Consider the following 15,125-nt stretch of genomic DNA (forward strand, 5'->3'; position numbering starts at 1 on the left):
ATAGTGTTATTTATGCACAGATCCTGTGGTAACGTTGCACAATCTTTACTCTTCATGAGCCCGTCACGCCATGCCAAAAGTCGCATCCAAGAAAGCAGAGGCGCCTGCGCCGGCTCCCAAATCCAAAAAAAATGCGCCATCTGAAGCAGGGGCGAGCCCGGCTAAACCCGTAGAGCGACGTGCTGCTGCCAACTCAGTGGCAGGCACCAAGGTCAAGCCGAATCGCCGTTCGGAAGAAACCATTGCCAACATCCTTAAAGCCACTGAAGAAGTCGTGCTGATGTCTGGCGCGGATCGTATTTCGATTCTGGATGTGTGCCAGGTAGCGGGCGTTTCCCGTGGCACCTTTTATCGCTATTTCGCCTCGCAGGAGGACTTGTTGGACACCTTTTCGCGCCACAAGCGCGAAAGCTTTCACAGCTTGCTGTCCCAGGAACTCGGTCACATCAGTGATCCGGAAGCGCGCTTGAATGCGCTATTTGCCTATCTTGATAACTATCTAGAGCAAAGTCGGGCTCGTCGTCTTCTTGTGGTTGCGCCCGACTACGCGCTGGGCTTCTTCCGACGGATTTTCCACGATTCGATCGTGCGCTTTCAGGATGGCCTGGGCATCGTTTTCGACGACTGGGACGAACGCCTCGGGGTGCGTCTTGACCGTGAGCTGATCTGCGAAATGATCATTCGTTACGTGTTGAGCGAAATCCTCGTGCCAGAAGCCGCAGGGCGTCGATTGTTCCCGGTCCGGGTGAGAAAACTCCTGGGCGCGCTGATCATGGGTTCTACCTCGCGCACCCGCCGCTGACCTTAAAGAACTACCCATCGCGCTAACCAAAGCCCCCGTTTATCGGGGGCTTTGCGTTTTCGTACGCGAATTTTCTGCCACCTGCATTCCATTCTTTTTCAAGGCTGACTCGTAGTTTTTAACCTCGCAAAGCATTTTTCGACTCGGGTCGAGGGCTCTGGGTCAGGCCTCTCCGCGCGCCAATAAAATAAATTGAACAGTATTTTGATTTATGATCAATTTAATCTTAAGCTCTGGTCTTAGCAGTGAGCCGTCGGCTTCCCCTTTTCGCGGCAATTTGATCCAGGCCGCGTGAAGGCACCGCGCAAATAACCAACAAAAAGTGCCAACTTCGAGGTACCTAAACATGCTTATCGATCTTCACGCCCACGCACCGCACCCTGGCTATTACAACCAGCACCCTCACTGGGGGCCGTTCTTCGAGCAGCACGCCGATGGCGATATCAAGCTGCGTGTAGGTGACTGGATTCTCGGTCTTGGGTCGCCAGAGCGTAAGGCTGCCGTGCGCTCCGGCAAGGGTCCCAAGCTTGAAGAGTATTTTGCGCGCTGGGCTGATCCGAAAGTACGCTTGGCTGGCATGGACGCAGCGGGACAGAATTTGCAGGTCGTTTCCGTCCCATCCCACTGCTACATGTACTGGACCGAAGCCGAATTCGCCGTACCTTTCGCCCGCACCGTCAACGAGACACTCGCGGAATACTGCTCCGCGGCCCCTGATCGCTTGATGTTCTGGGCTCACGTGCCTTTGAATGCGCCAGAAGCGGCGGCGGCTGAATTGCGTTACGCCTGCACCGTACTGGGCGCTAAAGGTCTGGTTGCTGGCGGCGCCAACTTCGGCGGCCTGGAGTTCGATTCGCCGGAACTCGACGTGGTGTGGAAAACCCTCTGTGACCTGGATCTGCCGATGTTTATTCACGGCTACAACCAGTCGGTCACCTGGGGCAAGAACGCCAACGACGACCGCTACGAAACTACCGCGATCGTGGGTATGCAGTACGACGAAAGCCGTTGTTTCTGGAACCTGATTTGCGGCGGCGTGCTGGATCGCTTCCCCGACCTTAAGGTGTACATCACCCATGGCGGCGGCTATGTCCCGTACCAACTCGGTCGTCTGGCCAAGACCAACGAGAACCTCGACGTCAAATACAACAAAAAGCCGCTGCTCGAGTACATGAAAAACTTCTACTTCGACGTTGAGCTGCATGAAGTACCGATGCGCCAAGCCTTGGTCGATATCATCGGTGCAGACCATGTGCTGTACGGCAGCAACTTCGGCGGTAGCGATGCCGTGCGTCACGACCTGACCCATGGCCTGAAGTTGTCCGACGCCGACTTGCGCAAGATTCGCTATGAAAACGCATGCCGCTTGCTGCACATCGATCCTGCCAAGTTGGGCAAGGTAGGTGCCTGATGAAACTGGCGCGATGTGAGTATTTTGAAACGGGCGTTTTTTGGGCGGTGGTCGATGTCGCCCAAGATCAGGTGACACCGATTTCCGGCAATTTCAAGGATTGGGCGCCCGGCGTGGCTGCCGGACGCGGCATCAGTTCGTTGCGTTTCGCCGGGCCTGCGCTGCCACTCTCCAAAGTGCGCCTGCTGCCACCGATAGAACCCGTCAACCGGGTGGTCGTGGCAGGCGCCAATTACGCCAAGCATTTGGTGGAGTTTGGATTGAGTGCGCCGTCCCAGCCAGTCGCCTTTCTCAAGGCTTATGGCGCGCTGATTGGCGCCAATGACCCGATCCGCTTTCCACCGTTGACTGAGGAGCTCGATCACGAAGTTGAATTGGTGGCGGTCATCGGTACTGACGAGATTGACCTGGAAAACCCGCTCGCTTGCGTGCTCGGTTACACCGTTGGCAATGACGTCAGCGCGCGAGACCTGCAGCGTAGCGGGCCGGCGGGTATTGGCATGGATCTGTTCGCGGCCAAAAGCCAGGATCAGACCACCGGGCTGGGTCCCTGGATCGTCACGAAGGATGAATTTCCGCAAGGGTCACCAACGCTGCGCCTGACCTTGAAAGTAAATGGTGAAACGCGCCAGGACGGCTCCACCGGCGAAATGACCTGGGGTGTTGATCATCTGATCCGCTTTGTCCAGCAGCGCTCGAGTTTTGCCTGTGGCGATGTGTTGTTCACGGGTTCGCCGGCGGGAGTGGGGATGGGCACCGGTCTGTTCCTCAAGGAAGGCGATGTGGTCGAAGCCAGCGTCGAAGGCATTGGCACGTTGCGCAATGTGGTCAGTAAAAAGAACCGCGCCTAATCGAGAGCCAAACATGAACGCCAATAAAGAAAAAGTAGTCGTCGTCGGTGCGGGTCTGATGGGCACCGGTATTGCGCATGCGTTCGCCAGCTCTGGTTTCAGTACGCTGTTGGTCGATACCAATGCCACCTCCCTGACAAACGCCAGGACGAGCATCGAAAAAATCCTTGCCGATGGCGTGCGCCTGGGCAAAGTCAGCGAAGAAAAAGCCCAGCAATCGTTGGCCAATCTACTGACCTGCAGCGACTTGACTGAAGCAGCGAGTGGCGCCAATTGGCTGGTTGAGACGGTCTCCGAGCAGTTGGCAGTGAAGAAAGCGGTGCTCACGCAAGCGGCGCCACTGCTGGCACCGGACGCGATTATCGCGACCAATACGTCGGCCCTCAGCGTGACCGAAATTGCGGCGTCAGTGGAGTGTGCAGATCGCGTGATCGGCATGCACTTCTTCAACCCTGTGCACAAAATGAAACTGGTGGAGCTCGTGCGGGGGTTGGCTACCAGTGATGAAGTGGTGAATCGCACTCGCAACCTGTGCGATCAGATCGGCAAAACCTCCATCATCGTCAATGAATCGCCCGGACTGACCACCAGCCGCATGTCCGCACTATTGGGCAACGAGGCGATGTGGATGCTGCAGGAAGGCACCGCGACCGCCGAAGACATCGACACGGCACTACGTCTGGGTTTCAACCATCCGATGGGCCCGTTGGAACTGGGTGACCTGACCGGTTGGGATACGCGGCTGTCTGTTCTGCGTTATCTGCACCAGACCTTGGGCGAAAAATTTCGGCCCTGCCCACTGATCATCAAAATGGTCGCTGCCGGACGATTTGGGCGCAAGTCGGGGCAGGGGGTTTACCGCTACGAAGACGGTAAACAAGTACCGGGTTCAGGGCTCAAGGCGAGTGCGTTATGAAAGACATCGTCATAGTTGATGCGGTACGCACGCCAATCGGCAAGTTCCGTGGCAGCCTGGCCGGCGTGCGCGCCGATCACCTCGGGTCGCTGGTGCTCAGTCACTTGCTGGAACGGGTCGATGTGTCGCCGACGTTGGTCGACGATGTGATATTTGGCAATGTCACGCAAATTGGCGAACAGTCCGCCAACATTGCCCGCACGGCCTTGCTCGGCGCCGGTTGGCCGGTCAGCGTGCCGGGGCTGACCATCGACCGTAAATGTGGTTCGGGCGAAGTGGCCGTGCATTTGGCCGTTGGTGCTATCGCGGCGGGTTCCGCTGATATCGTGGTGGCGGGTGGCGCGGAAAACATGAGCCGCGTGCCCATGGGCAGTAACCGTGAAATCCACGGCGAGGCGTTTGGCTGGATGGCAGCGCAACGCTATGAACTGACCAGTCAGGGCGAGGCTGCTGAGCGTATCGCCGACAAGTGGGCGCTCAGTCGCGATGCGCTAGATGATTTCGCTTTTGCCAGCCATCAGCGCGCTGCCGCGGCGTCCGATGCCGGTTATTTCGATAATGAAATAGTGCCGGTTGCGGTCGAGGAGCTACGTGAGCAGGTGCTGACGGAGCCAGCTGTTGTGTTGCGCCACGATGAAACCATTCGTCGTGATACTTCGCGGGAAAAGCTGTCGACGCTTAAAACCAGTTTTCGTCCGGATACCGGCCGCATCACTGCTGGTAACTCGTCACAGATCTCCGACGGAGCAGCGGCATTGCTGTTGATGAGTGCCGAAACCGCGAAAAAACTCGGGCTCAGGGCTCGAGCGCGGATTGTGGCGTTCACAACCGTCGGTTCCGATCCGACATTAATGCTCACCGGCCCGATTGCTGCCACTCAAAAGGTGTTGAGCCAGGCTGGGCTGAACATCAACGACATCGACTTGTTCGAGGTCAATGAAGCGTTTGCCTCGGTGCCGCTAGCCTGGATGCAGGAGACAGGTGTGCCGCACGACAAGTTGAACGTCAATGGTGGCGCCATTGCCCTCGGTCATCCATTGGGCGCCAGTGGTGCACGATTGATGACCACGTTGTTGAACGAGCTTGAACGCCGAGGCGGGCGTTTTGGCTTGCAAGCCATTTGCTGCGCCGGCGGTATGGGCACGGCGACCATCATCGAACGGCTCGATTGAGATGGCACGCCTACCGCTGATCCCGCTGGATGCCATGCCGTCTGCGTTGCAAGACGCGGTAGAGCGGGGCCAGCGCAGTCGCATGCTCAGTTCAACGACGCCGGTGCAGGTCTGGGCTCACCGACCCAAGGTAGCCCTGGCCTGGCTGAGTTTGATGGAGAGCCTGCACAGCGACAGCCTGCTTGATGAGCGTTTGCGCGAGTTGGTGCGGCTGAAAATCGCCAGCATCACCACTTGCCAGGCCTGCCAACTGGCGCGCAAGTCCGACGCAGTGACGGAAGAGGATATTGCGTGCATGGCCACAGACAGTGAGTCCTTCACGCCAGTCGAACGTGCCGCGTTGCGTTATGCCGAATTGTTTGCCAGCGATTACCTGGAGATCGACGACACGCATTTCTTGCGACTCGGGGAGTTTTTCTCTGACGCCCAGGTGGCAGAGCTGGGGCTGTACTGCGCCCTGATGTTGGCGGGTGGCCGCATGACACTGGTGCAGCAGGCCTACTGACACGTCTCGCAGCACAAATAGTTGATCGAAATATTAATAAGTGTCCAATACATATCTAGTCAGGCCTATTATCAGTCGGAAGGTATGGCCTTCAGCAGCTGCCTGACAAAAAATAATGACAAAAATAGCGGAGACGATCATGTCCACACCGGCACAGAACGACCTGACGAAGGCTTTCACCGATGTAGCCAGTAATTATCGCGGTACCAGCGATATCGACCTGCACGCGACCTACCGCGATATGCGCGCCAATTCGCCTGTGCTGCAAGGCAACTTCATGGCGAGTCTGGGCGTGCCGTCGATTGCCGGCCTGGATGCCAGCCGGCCGACCTTCACACTGTTCAAATACGACGATGTCATGGCGGTCATGCGTGACGCCGGCACCTTTACCAGCGGTTTTATCGCCGAGGGGCTGGGGGCGTTTTTCGATGGTTTGATCCTTACCGCAATGGACGGGGATGCTCACAAGAACATCCGTAACCTGCTGCAACCGGTATTCATGCCCGAGACGGTGAATCGCTGGAAGGAAACCAAGATCGATCGGGTGATTCGCGAGGAGTATCTCAAGCCGATGGTGCCGGCCAAGGGCGCCGACCTGATGGACTTTGCCCTGTATTTTCCGATCCGGGTGATTTACTCGTTGATCGGCTTTCCCGAGGATCGTCCCGAGCAGATCGAGCAGTACGCGGCCTGGGCGCTGGCCATCCTGGCGGGCCCGCAAGTCGATCCGGAAAAAGCCGCCGCGGCCCGCGGCGCCGCCATGCAGGCCGCTCAGGCTCTATACGATGTGGTGAAAGTGGTGGTGTCCGAGCGTCGCGCTGAGGGCGCATCGGGCGATGACCTGATCAGCCGGCTGATCAACGCGGAGTATCAAGGACGGTCGCTGGACGATCATGAAATCGCCACTTTTGTACGCTCACTGCTCCCGGCTGCCAGCGAAACCACGACTCGCACCTTCGGTACCTTGATGTCGTTGCTGCTGCAAAATCCGGATGTGCTGGAGCGGGTGCGTAATGACCGAAGCCTTGTAAACAAGGCCATCGACGAAGCGGTGCGCTTCGAGCCTGTGGCCACTTTCAAGGTGCGTCAGGCCGCCAAGGACCTGGAGATTCGCGGTGTAGCCATCCCCAAAGGGGCAATGGTGCAATGCATCGTGACCTCAGCCAATCGCGACGAAGATGCATTCGAAAACGCCGATAAATTCGACATCGACCGCAAGCCCAAACCTTCGTTTGGTTTTGGCTTTGGCCCACACATGTGTATCGGTCAATTCGTGGCCAAAACCGAGATCAACTGCGCACTGAATGCGATCCTCGATCTGATGCCCAACATCCGTCTCGACCCTGACAAACCCGGGCCGCAGATCGTCGGCGCACAGCTGCGCGGTCCGCACTATCTGCACGTGCTGTGGGAGTGATGGGGGGATGCATTTGATTTAATATGAACACATTCAAAAAATGTGTTTAATTAAGTCGAGATGTGCACTATGATTCAGTCACAACAACAAGCCCGAATGCGAAGGGGAAAACAATGAAAGTTGAAGATCTGATTCTTGTCAGTGTCGATGACCACGCGATCGAGCCGCCGAATGCTTTTGCTCGCCACATGCCTGCCCGCTTCAAGGGTCGTGAGCCGCATGTGGTCAAAAAGGGTGATCGTGATGTGTGGGTCTTCGAGGAACAGGCCACTGGCTACATGGGCCTCAATTCCGTGGTCGGTCGACCAAAAGAGGAATACGGCATGGAGCCGCTGGGCTACGAGCAAATGCGCCGTGGCACCTGGAACATCAAGGACCGCGTCGACGACATGAACGCCAACGGCGTGCTCGGTTCATTGTGCTTCCCCACCTTCCCGGGCTTTGCCGGGCAACGTTTCCAGGTACACGCTGATCGCGACGTGTCGATGGCGGCCATCCAGGCCTACAACGACTGGCATTTGCACGACTGGTGCAACGCTGCGCCAGGCCGCTTCATTCCGCTGATGATCGTGCCGTGGTGGGACATGAAAGCCGCTGCTGCCGAAGTCGAGCGTCTGGCCAAACAGGGCGTGCACGCGCTTTCGCTGTCGGACAACCCGGCCATTCATGGCTACCCGTCGATCCACAGTGATTACTGGGACCCGCTGTGGAAAGCCTGCAGCGATAACAAGGTGGTGATCTGCTGTCATATCGGTACCGGCGTGAAAGCTCAACACGCTTCGGATTTGTCGCCTATCGACGCCTGGATCACCTCCATGCCGATTTCCATCGCCAACTCCGCCGCTGACTGGATCTGGGCGCCGATGTGGAAGAAATTCCCGGATCTGCGCATGGCGCTTTCCGAAGGCGGCATCGGCTGGATTCCTTATTTGCTGGAGCGTGCTGACTTCACCCACCGTCACCATAACGCGTGGACCAATTCCAACTTCGACGGGAAGATGCCTAGCGACATCTTCAACAAGCACTTCATCACCTGCTTCATCGAAGATAATTTTGGCCTGAAGAACCTCGATTACTTGAACGCCGAGATGGTCACGTGGGAAAGCGATTACCCGCACTCCGACTGCACCTGGCCGAACTCGCCGGAGACCGCTTGGGAAGGGTTGCAGCACCTGCCCAAGGAGATGATCGACAAGGTCACTCACCTGAACGCCATGCGTGAGTTTTCCTTTGATCCGTTCTCCATCCATGGTCGGGAAAACTGCACGGTCGGCGCGCTACGGGCTCAGGCCACGCACGTCAGCATCGAGCCAGCCCTGGGCTTGGGTGGTGCCGATCACGGTCGCCACGACAACAAGCCGGTGACCTCCGGCGACATCAATGCGATGTTCGCCGAGGCTGACGCGCAAACCGCGTTGTAAGTTGCCGCTGTTCCTACAGTCGCCGGCCAACGGCGACTGTGGAGCGGTTGCCGTTCTGTGGTCGCTTCGTTCGAAGCGATTGCGCCTGTGTTCAGCGTTAGAGAGCGCATATGGCCATCAGTCAATTTTCCTACAGCAATATTCCTCCCGAGGCGGAAGCGCTTCGCACCGAAGTGCGGGCGTTCATTCTCGACACACTGGCCGATTACCCACCTACCTTGAGTGCGCAGTCCTGGATGGGCTTCGACGCGGAATTCAGCAAGAAACTCGGCGCGCGAGGCTGGGTCGGCATGGCCTTGCCCACAGCCTACGGCGGTGGCGAGGCGGGTCCTTTTGCACGCTACGTGATCATTGAAGAATTGCTGGCCTCCGGTGCGCCGGTATCGGCCCACTGGATCGCCGACCGGCAAAGCGGGCCGCTGATCAATCGCTTCGGTACCGAGCAACAAAAACAGCACTACCTGCCAGCCATTTGCCGGGGTGAAAGTTACTTCTGCATCGGCATGAGCGAGCCCAATTCCGGCTCGGACCTGGCTTCGATCAAAAGCACTGCTGTGCGTGATGGCGATAGCTGGCTAGTCAATGGCCAGAAGGTCTGGACCACCAACGCGCACCATTCGCAGTACATGATTGCCCTGGTGCGTACCAGTGAGAAACAAGCGGCCCGGCATGAGGGCATGTCGCAATTCATCGTCGACCTTAGCCTGCCCGGCATCACCATCCGCCCGATTCGCGACCTGGCCGGTGGCGAGCACTTCAACGAAGTGTTTTTCGACAATGTGCGGCTGCCCGCCGATGCCTTGATTGGCACTGAGGGCAAGGGTTGGGATCAGGTGACCGCTGAACTGGCCTTCGAACGCAGCGGCCCTGAACGTTTCCTCAGTTGCATGGCGTTGTTGAAAACACTGATCGACGCAGTGGGCAAGACCCCTGACGCACTACAAGCGCGGGAGATCGGACGGCTGTCGGCCAAGCTGCTGACGCTGCGCAATATGTCGTTGTCGGTCACGGCACAGTTGGCGGCGGGTGAACATCCAGCCTGGGCGGCCTCCTGTGTGAAAGACCTTGGCAATGCTTTTGAGCAGGAAATCCCCGAGGTAGCCCAGCTGTTGCTGGAAACCGAGCCACGGCAGGACGGCGGCAGCGAGCATGCACGCGTGCTGGCCTACCTGACACAGATGGCGCCCTCATTCTCACTGCGCGGGGGCACTCGCGAAATTCTGCGCGGCATCATTGCCCGCGGCCTGGGGTTGCGATAATGCGCGAGATATTCGAAGCGACGATTGAACGCCTGTTTGCCGATCTGGCGACGCCGGCTTACGTGATGGGCTGTGAAGGCGGCGAATGGCCGGCCGAGTTGTGGGCCGCGCTGGACGAGTCGGGCTTCACCCTGGCGGGTGTATCCGAAGCGCTGGGCGGCGCTGAAGCCAGTTGGGCCGATATGTATGTGTTGGTCCGTGCCGCCGGGCGCTTTTCAGTGCCCGCGCCACTGGGTGAGGCCTTGCTCGGCAACTGGCTGCTGAGCAAGGCCGGCCTGGAGGGAAGGGCGGGTGCAATCAGCGTGGCCGCCAATTCCGATCTGGTGCTTGATGGCGAGCGCGTTTATGGCACCGCCTGCTCGGTCCCTTGGGGGCGCAACGTTGAAGCGGTCGTCGCCATCGCCAATAGCCCAGCCGGTGTTGCGCATGTGGTGCTGCTGCCGCGTAGCGCTGCAAGCGAACTGACGTTGAGTCTGAATGTGGCGGGCGAACCGCGCGATGATTTGGGTTTCACTAGTGCCAAGGTATTTGCGCAAGCACCGTTGCCCAGCGGGCTCGACGCCAATGTCCTGGAATTGGGCGGCGCGATGCTGCGCGCGGCGCAGTCCGCCGGGGCGTTGCACGCGCTACTGGACATGACCGCCAACTATGCCAGTGAACGCAAGCAGTTCGGCAAGGCAATCGGTTCTTTTCAAGCCATTCAACAACAGCTCGCAGTATTCGCTGAGCAGGCTGCCGCCGCCGGCATCGCGGCCGAGGCGGCCTTCACGGAATCCAGTGCGGGGCTCGCCGCGCTGACCATTGCCGCGGCAAAAATCAGCACCGCAGAAGCCGCAAGCGTCGGCGCCAGCATCGCCCATTCAGTGCATGGTGCCATTGGCTTTACCGAGGAATATCCGCTGCATCTGTTCACCCGTCGGTTGTGGGCGTGGCGCAGTGAATTCGGCTCGGCCTCCCTTTGGAGTCAGCGTCTAGGCACTCAGATATGCCTGGGCGGCAGTGATGGATACTGGCCGTTGCTCACCAGCCATGGCCAACAACCCTTAACCCGTCTCGCGAGTAATCCGGTATGAGCCCGTTTCTTCAGATTGAGCGTGAGGGCGGCATCGTCACCGTGCGCATGAACCATCCCGATACCCGCAATGCCCTGACGACGCGTGAGCAGATTCAGGAGTTTGTCGATCTCTGCGCCGAGCTGCGCCGTGATATGTCGGTGCGGGTCATGGTGCTCACTGGCAATGGCAGCGCTTTTTGTGCCGGTGGCAACGTCAAGGACATGCACGAGCGCGGCGGCATTTTCGCCGGCTCGCCGTATGAACTGCGCAATACCTACCGTGATGGTATTCAGCGTATTCCCCTGGCGATTTATGAGCTTGATATCCCAGTGATCGCCGCAGTTAACGGCCCGGCAATGGGTGCGGGCCTCGATCTTGCCTGTATGTGCGATATCCGGCTGGCGGCGCCCAAGGCGATCTTCGCCGAGAGTTTCGTGCGCCTGGGCATTGTTCCTGGTGACGGCGGCGCCTGGCTGTTGCCGCGCATCATTGGTATCCCGAAAGCCAGTTTGATGGCGTTTACCGGTGACGCTATCGATGCAGCCAAGGCGCTGGAATGGGGCCTGGTCGAGCAAGTCTGCACCCACGAAACGCTGCAATCGGAAGCGCAGGCGCTCGCGCGGCGAATCGCCAGTAATCCCGGTCATGCGTTGCGCCTGTGCAAGCGTCTGCTGCGCGAAGGCCAACATATGCGCCTCGATTCGCTGCTGGAATTGTCGGCGGCGTATCAGGCGCTGGCACATCACACCGAAGACCATCAGGAAGCGGTAGCGGCTTTTGTCGACAAGCGTGATCCCAATTACCAGGACCGCTGATTACCCATCGCCCAATACAAGAATCGATCTGGAGTAAGCAAAATGCGTGGCGTATTTCGAGAAGACCACAACATGTTCCGTGATCAGGCCCGCCGTTTCGTCGACCGCGAAATTGTGCCCTACCTGCATGAGTGGGAAAAGAACGGCATCGTTCCCAAGGAAGTCTGGCTCAAGGCCGGTGAGAACGGCTTGTTATGCTCCACGGTGCCCGAAGAATACGGTGGCCCCGAAGGCGACTTCGGTCACTCGGCGGTGATGATCGAAGAGCTGGCGCGAGCCAACGCCACCGCCGTAGGTTTCACCACTCACTCGGAAATCGTCACCCCTTACATCGTTGCCTATGGCAGCGAAGAGCAAAAGCAGCAATGGCTGCCGCGCATGGTCAGCGGTGAATTGATTGGCGTGATTGCCATGAGCGAACCAGGCATTGGTAGCGACCTGCGAGCCATGCGTACTTCGGCGCGGCGTGATGGTGACGACTACATCGTCAACGGTCAGAAGACTTTCATCACTAACGGCGGTAATGCTGGCCTTGTGGTCACTGCCACCAAGATTGACCCTTCGGCCAAAGAACTGACCCTGATCTGCGTTGAGGAAGACCGAGCCGGCTTCGCCAAGGGGCGTCTGCTGGAAAAGATTGGCCTGAAAGGGCAAGACACCGCCGAATTGTTTTTTGATGAAGTCCGGGTGCCCGTCGGCAATCGATTGGGTGAGGAGGGCATGGGATTCAAATACCTGACTCATCAATTGGCTTGGGAACGCCTGATCATCGCGATTCGTGCCGCGCAATCCATCGACACGCTGCTGGAAGAAACCATCGGCTACACCCGGGAGCGCAAGGTCTTCGGAAAACCGGTACTCGACTTCCAGAACACCCGCTTCAAACTCGCTGAAGCCAAGGCCCAGGCCACCATGTTGCGGGTGTTCGTCGACGACTGCCTGGCCAAAGTGATGCGCGGTGAACTGACGCCGGAAATCGCGGCAATGGCCAAACTGCTGGGATCGGAAATGCAGGGCAAGCTGCTTGACGAATTCCTGCAATTACATGGCGGCTACGGCTTCATGAGTGAATACAAGATCAGCCGCGCCTGGGTCGACGCCCGGGTCGCGCGCATCTATGGCGGCACCTCGGAAATCATGAAAGAAATCATCGGCCGTACTCTTTGAAGCACAACTGCATGAGGCAAACTGATGAGTAACTCCCTTTACGACATTTCGCTGAAGCAGATCGATGGAAGCGTCCGCACCCTTGGCGACTATCGGGGCAAAGTTCTGCTGGTGGTCAACGTCGCTTCAAAATGCGGGCTTACCCCGCAATACGAGGGTTTGGAAAAACTGTACCAAGACAAAAAATCCCAAGGCCTGGAAATACTGGGTTTCCCCGCCAACAACTTCAAGGAACAAGAACCGGGTAGCGATGTGGAAATCGTTGAGTTCTGTTCAGTGAACTATGACATTCACTTTCCGTTGTTCTCGAAAATATCGGTTGTCGGCGCGGACCAGCATCCTCTCTACGCCGAGCTGACTGCCGCACAACTCGAAACGACGGGTGAGGGCCCTTTTCGGGAGCGTCTGCAGGGTTATGGAATCGAGTCAGACAACACAACGGACGTACTCTGGAACTTCGAAAAGTTTCTGATTGATCGGCAGGGCACGGTCGTTGCTCGTTTTGCTCCGGACATTGCGGCTGATGATCCTCGTTTGCTTGAAGCAATCGAAGCTCAATTAGTCCAAGAGGCGTGAAGTGGTGCTGACAGTCGATACGGTTAGCGCGCTTCGTGCGCTCGTGGCGCGTGCACGAGGTGAAAACAAGAAAGTCGCGCTGGTGCCGACAATGGGCAACTTGCATGACGGTCATATCGCCCTGATTCATTGCGCAAAGCAGCGAGCCGACTTTGTGGTCGCCAGCATCTTCGTCAATCCACTCCAGTTCGGGGCGAATGAGGATCTCGCCAACTATCCTCGGACCCCCGACGCCGATCGCGAAAGACTGGTCAACGCCGGGTGTGATGCGCTGTTTGCCCCTGCTGTCGAACAGATCTATCCAGATGGAATGCTCAATCAGGCCATCGTCAGTGTGCCGAACGTGTCTGATGGTCTTTGCGGTGCAGCACGCCCTGGTCACTTTGACGGGATGGCCACTGTCGTTGCCAAGTTGCTGAACATCGTTCAGCCAGACGTGGCGGTTTTCGGGGAAAAGGACTATCAGCAGCTGGCAGTCATCCGCTCGATGGTCAGGGATCTCAATATGGTGACTGACGTTGTCGGTGCACCGACGATCCGGGCCGCGGACGGCTTGGCATTATCGTCGCGCAACGGCTATCTGAGTGACCATGAGCGTTCGGTAGCCCCCGTCCTTTACGCTTGTTTGAAGCAAATGGCGGCGAGTATCCAGATTGAGAGGCGGGTGGATGAGCGCCAGTTGATTGAATGTCATCAACGTATAAGCGACGCCGGTTTTCAGCTGGAATACTTTGAAGTCAGGAATGCCCAGGATTTAAAACCTCTGACAAGCACCGATACTCACTTTGTGATTCTGGTGGCGGCGCGCATCGGCAAAACGCGGCTCATTGACAATCTGACAGTGGAATTTCGGACATCAAAAAGATCACCAGAGGAACAACACCAATGAGCCTTTATCGAGCGTTCACTGTTCTTGGCCTGTGCCTTGTCTCTCTTGTCGGCATGGCTCAACAAGCGCCAGTGGATGCCTATGGTGCCGACACCCAGCGTGCCAACGCCTTGCTGGTAAAAGCTGTCGCCGAATACAAAGCCAAGGGCGACACCGCTATGGCCGAGTTCAGCCGGCAGGGAGCCTATGTCGATGGTGAGCTGTACATCTACGTGGTCGATACCTCCGGTGTGATGCTTGCCAGCGGTGGGCCTTCGGTTTCACTGGTCGGAAAACCGGTGGTCAGTGTGCTGGACGACGACCTCAAGGCTGCATTACAACAAGCCATTTCGCAGCCAGAAGACGGCATCGTGCGTAGCGCCGAATACCGCTGGTGGAACTGGCAACACGGCAAGGTCGAGCGTAAGCGCGTGTTCTATCAACGAGTGAAAGATCGGGTGATCTCCGTGGGTTACTACATGCCACGGTCCAGCCCCGAGCAGGCACAACAGCTGCTGCGCCAGATTTCCGAGCAAGTTGCCAGCAACGCGAAAACCACCGTCGAGCTCATTAATCAGCACGATAAGCAGCTTACCCAGGATGATCTTTACGCCTTTGTGGTGGACCTGAAAACCAAGCGGTTCGTCGCTCACGGCTTTTCGCCCCGGCTGATCGGCACCGACTTCAAGTCATTGCGCTCAACCGACGGCAAGCCGATTGGCGAGGACATACTCAAGCAGATGAACGCGCATGAAGCAGGCGAGATCACCTATCAATGGCGCAACCCTATGACCGGGCAGAACGAATACAAGAGGACTTTTCTGCAGCGGGTTAATGGATACGTCGTGGCCGTGGGCTGCTATGCAATCAAATGATCAAGGCAGGAACAA

The 15,125-nt window shown here is 57.8% G+C and carries 15 protein-coding genes; all 15 read left to right on the plus strand.

Translation table 11 applies throughout. The annotated features are described in order from the left end of the window. Positions 1-70: 70 nt before the first annotated feature. The 15 genes from K5E40_RS02105 to K5E40_RS02175 all read left to right on the plus strand — a co-directional run bounded on the left by K5E40_RS02105 (position 71) and on the right by K5E40_RS02175 (position 15,110). Positions 71-802, plus strand: coding sequence for a TetR/AcrR family transcriptional regulator (locus K5E40_RS02105; RefSeq protein WP_221729435.1), 732 nt, complete (start codon positions 71-73; stop codon positions 800-802). Positions 803-1,148: 346 nt separating this feature from the next. Beyond that, positions 1,149-2,213: an amidohydrolase family protein gene (locus K5E40_RS02110; RefSeq protein ID WP_020300781.1), complete on the plus strand. Its 1,065-nt coding sequence runs from the start codon at positions 1,149-1,151 to the stop codon at positions 2,211-2,213. Beyond that, positions 2,213-3,064, plus strand: a complete 852-nt coding sequence (locus K5E40_RS02115; RefSeq protein ID WP_020300780.1) for a fumarylacetoacetate hydrolase family protein — start codon at positions 2,213-2,215, stop codon at positions 3,062-3,064. Before K5E40_RS02110 ends, K5E40_RS02115 begins: the two co-directional genes overlap by 1 nt. A 13-nt stretch (positions 3,065-3,077) precedes the next feature. Beyond that, positions 3,078-3,980 (plus strand): 3-hydroxyacyl-CoA dehydrogenase, encoded by a 903-nt coding sequence (locus K5E40_RS02120; RefSeq protein WP_020300779.1) that lies wholly within the window; start codon positions 3,078-3,080, stop codon positions 3,978-3,980. Then, positions 3,977-5,152, plus strand: coding sequence for a thiolase family protein (locus K5E40_RS02125; protein WP_020300778.1), 1,176 nt, complete (start codon positions 3,977-3,979; stop codon positions 5,150-5,152). Before K5E40_RS02120 ends, K5E40_RS02125 begins: the two co-directional genes overlap by 4 nt. A 1-nt stretch (position 5,153) precedes the next feature. Beyond that, on the plus strand, positions 5,154-5,657 hold the full coding sequence (locus tag K5E40_RS02130; RefSeq protein WP_221729436.1) for a carboxymuconolactone decarboxylase family protein: 504 nt from the start codon (positions 5,154-5,156) through the stop codon (positions 5,655-5,657). Positions 5,658-5,796: 139 nt separating this feature from the next. Then, positions 5,797-7,074 carry a cytochrome P450 gene (locus tag K5E40_RS02135; RefSeq protein ID WP_020300776.1) on the plus strand — a complete coding sequence of 426 codons (1,278 nt, stop codon included), beginning with the start codon at positions 5,797-5,799 and terminating at the stop codon, positions 7,072-7,074. 113 nt (positions 7,075-7,187) lie between these two features. Further along, entirely contained in the window at positions 7,188-8,495 is a 1,308-nt protein-coding gene (locus tag K5E40_RS02140) for an amidohydrolase family protein (protein WP_020300775.1), read from the plus strand. A gap of 110 nt (positions 8,496-8,605) precedes the next feature. Continuing rightward, positions 8,606-9,754, plus strand: a complete 1,149-nt coding sequence (locus tag K5E40_RS02145; protein ID WP_020300774.1) for an acyl-CoA dehydrogenase family protein — start codon at positions 8,606-8,608, stop codon at positions 9,752-9,754. Continuing rightward, positions 9,754-10,827, plus strand: coding sequence for an acyl-CoA dehydrogenase family protein (locus K5E40_RS02150; protein ID WP_221729437.1), 1,074 nt, complete (start codon positions 9,754-9,756; stop codon positions 10,825-10,827). The genes K5E40_RS02145 and K5E40_RS02150 overlap by 1 nt, the downstream gene beginning before the upstream one ends. Next, the gene (locus K5E40_RS02155) at positions 10,824-11,624 is read left to right on the plus strand and encodes a crotonase/enoyl-CoA hydratase family protein (RefSeq protein ID WP_020300772.1); all 801 of its coding nucleotides are present in this window, start codon (positions 10,824-10,826) and stop codon (positions 11,622-11,624) included. Before K5E40_RS02150 ends, K5E40_RS02155 begins: the two co-directional genes overlap by 4 nt. A gap of 42 nt (positions 11,625-11,666) precedes the next feature. Then, positions 11,667-12,791: an acyl-CoA dehydrogenase family protein gene (locus K5E40_RS02160; RefSeq protein ID WP_221729438.1), complete on the plus strand. Its 1,125-nt coding sequence runs from the start codon at positions 11,667-11,669 to the stop codon at positions 12,789-12,791. Between the two features lie 24 nt (positions 12,792-12,815). Then, positions 12,816-13,367: a glutathione peroxidase gene (locus K5E40_RS02165; protein WP_020300770.1), complete on the plus strand. Its 552-nt coding sequence runs from the start codon at positions 12,816-12,818 to the stop codon at positions 13,365-13,367. 4 nt (positions 13,368-13,371) lie between these two features. Further along, on the plus strand, positions 13,372-14,256 hold the full coding sequence (gene panC / locus K5E40_RS02170; RefSeq protein ID WP_032904506.1) for a pantoate--beta-alanine ligase: 885 nt from the start codon (positions 13,372-13,374) through the stop codon (positions 14,254-14,256). Next, positions 14,253-15,110, plus strand: a complete 858-nt coding sequence (locus tag K5E40_RS02175) for a cache domain-containing protein (RefSeq protein ID WP_020300768.1) — start codon at positions 14,253-14,255, stop codon at positions 15,108-15,110. Before panC ends, K5E40_RS02175 begins: the two co-directional genes overlap by 4 nt. Positions 15,111-15,125: the final 15 nt, after the last annotated feature.

The sequence above is a fragment of the Pseudomonas baetica genome (assembly GCF_019733355.1).
GTDB classification, from domain to species: domain Bacteria; phylum Pseudomonadota; class Gammaproteobacteria; order Pseudomonadales; family Pseudomonadaceae; genus Aquipseudomonas; species Aquipseudomonas baetica_A.

What these genes read in the sequence shown, in the direction of transcription:
- K5E40_RS02175 (WP_020300768.1), top strand. Translation starts at nt 14,253, where the DNA reads ATGAGCCTTTATCGAGCGTTCACTGTTCTTGGCCTGTGCCTTGTCTCT.
- K5E40_RS02135 (WP_020300776.1), top strand. Translation starts at nt 5,797, where the DNA reads ATGTCCACACCGGCACAGAACGACCTGACGAAGGCTTTCACCGATGTA.
- K5E40_RS02115 (WP_020300780.1), top strand. Translation starts at nt 2,213, where the DNA reads ATGAAACTGGCGCGATGTGAGTATTTTGAAACGGGCGTTTTTTGGGCG.
- K5E40_RS02130 (WP_221729436.1), top strand. Translation starts at nt 5,154, where the DNA reads ATGGCACGCCTACCGCTGATCCCGCTGGATGCCATGCCGTCTGCGTTG.
- K5E40_RS02145 (WP_020300774.1), top strand. Translation starts at nt 8,606, where the DNA reads ATGGCCATCAGTCAATTTTCCTACAGCAATATTCCTCCCGAGGCGGAA.
- K5E40_RS02110 (WP_020300781.1), top strand. Translation starts at nt 1,149, where the DNA reads ATGCTTATCGATCTTCACGCCCACGCACCGCACCCTGGCTATTACAAC.
- K5E40_RS02120 (WP_020300779.1), top strand. Translation starts at nt 3,078, where the DNA reads ATGAACGCCAATAAAGAAAAAGTAGTCGTCGTCGGTGCGGGTCTGATG.
- K5E40_RS02160 (WP_221729438.1), top strand. Translation starts at nt 11,667, where the DNA reads ATGCGTGGCGTATTTCGAGAAGACCACAACATGTTCCGTGATCAGGCC.
- K5E40_RS02140 (WP_020300775.1), top strand. Translation starts at nt 7,188, where the DNA reads ATGAAAGTTGAAGATCTGATTCTTGTCAGTGTCGATGACCACGCGATC.
- K5E40_RS02150 (WP_221729437.1), top strand. Translation starts at nt 9,754, where the DNA reads ATGCGCGAGATATTCGAAGCGACGATTGAACGCCTGTTTGCCGATCTG.
- K5E40_RS02165 (WP_020300770.1), top strand. Translation starts at nt 12,816, where the DNA reads ATGAGTAACTCCCTTTACGACATTTCGCTGAAGCAGATCGATGGAAGC.
- K5E40_RS02105 (WP_221729435.1), top strand. Translation starts at nt 71, where the DNA reads ATGCCAAAAGTCGCATCCAAGAAAGCAGAGGCGCCTGCGCCGGCTCCC.
- K5E40_RS02125 (WP_020300778.1), top strand. Translation starts at nt 3,977, where the DNA reads ATGAAAGACATCGTCATAGTTGATGCGGTACGCACGCCAATCGGCAAG.
- K5E40_RS02155 (WP_020300772.1), top strand. Translation starts at nt 10,824, where the DNA reads ATGAGCCCGTTTCTTCAGATTGAGCGTGAGGGCGGCATCGTCACCGTG.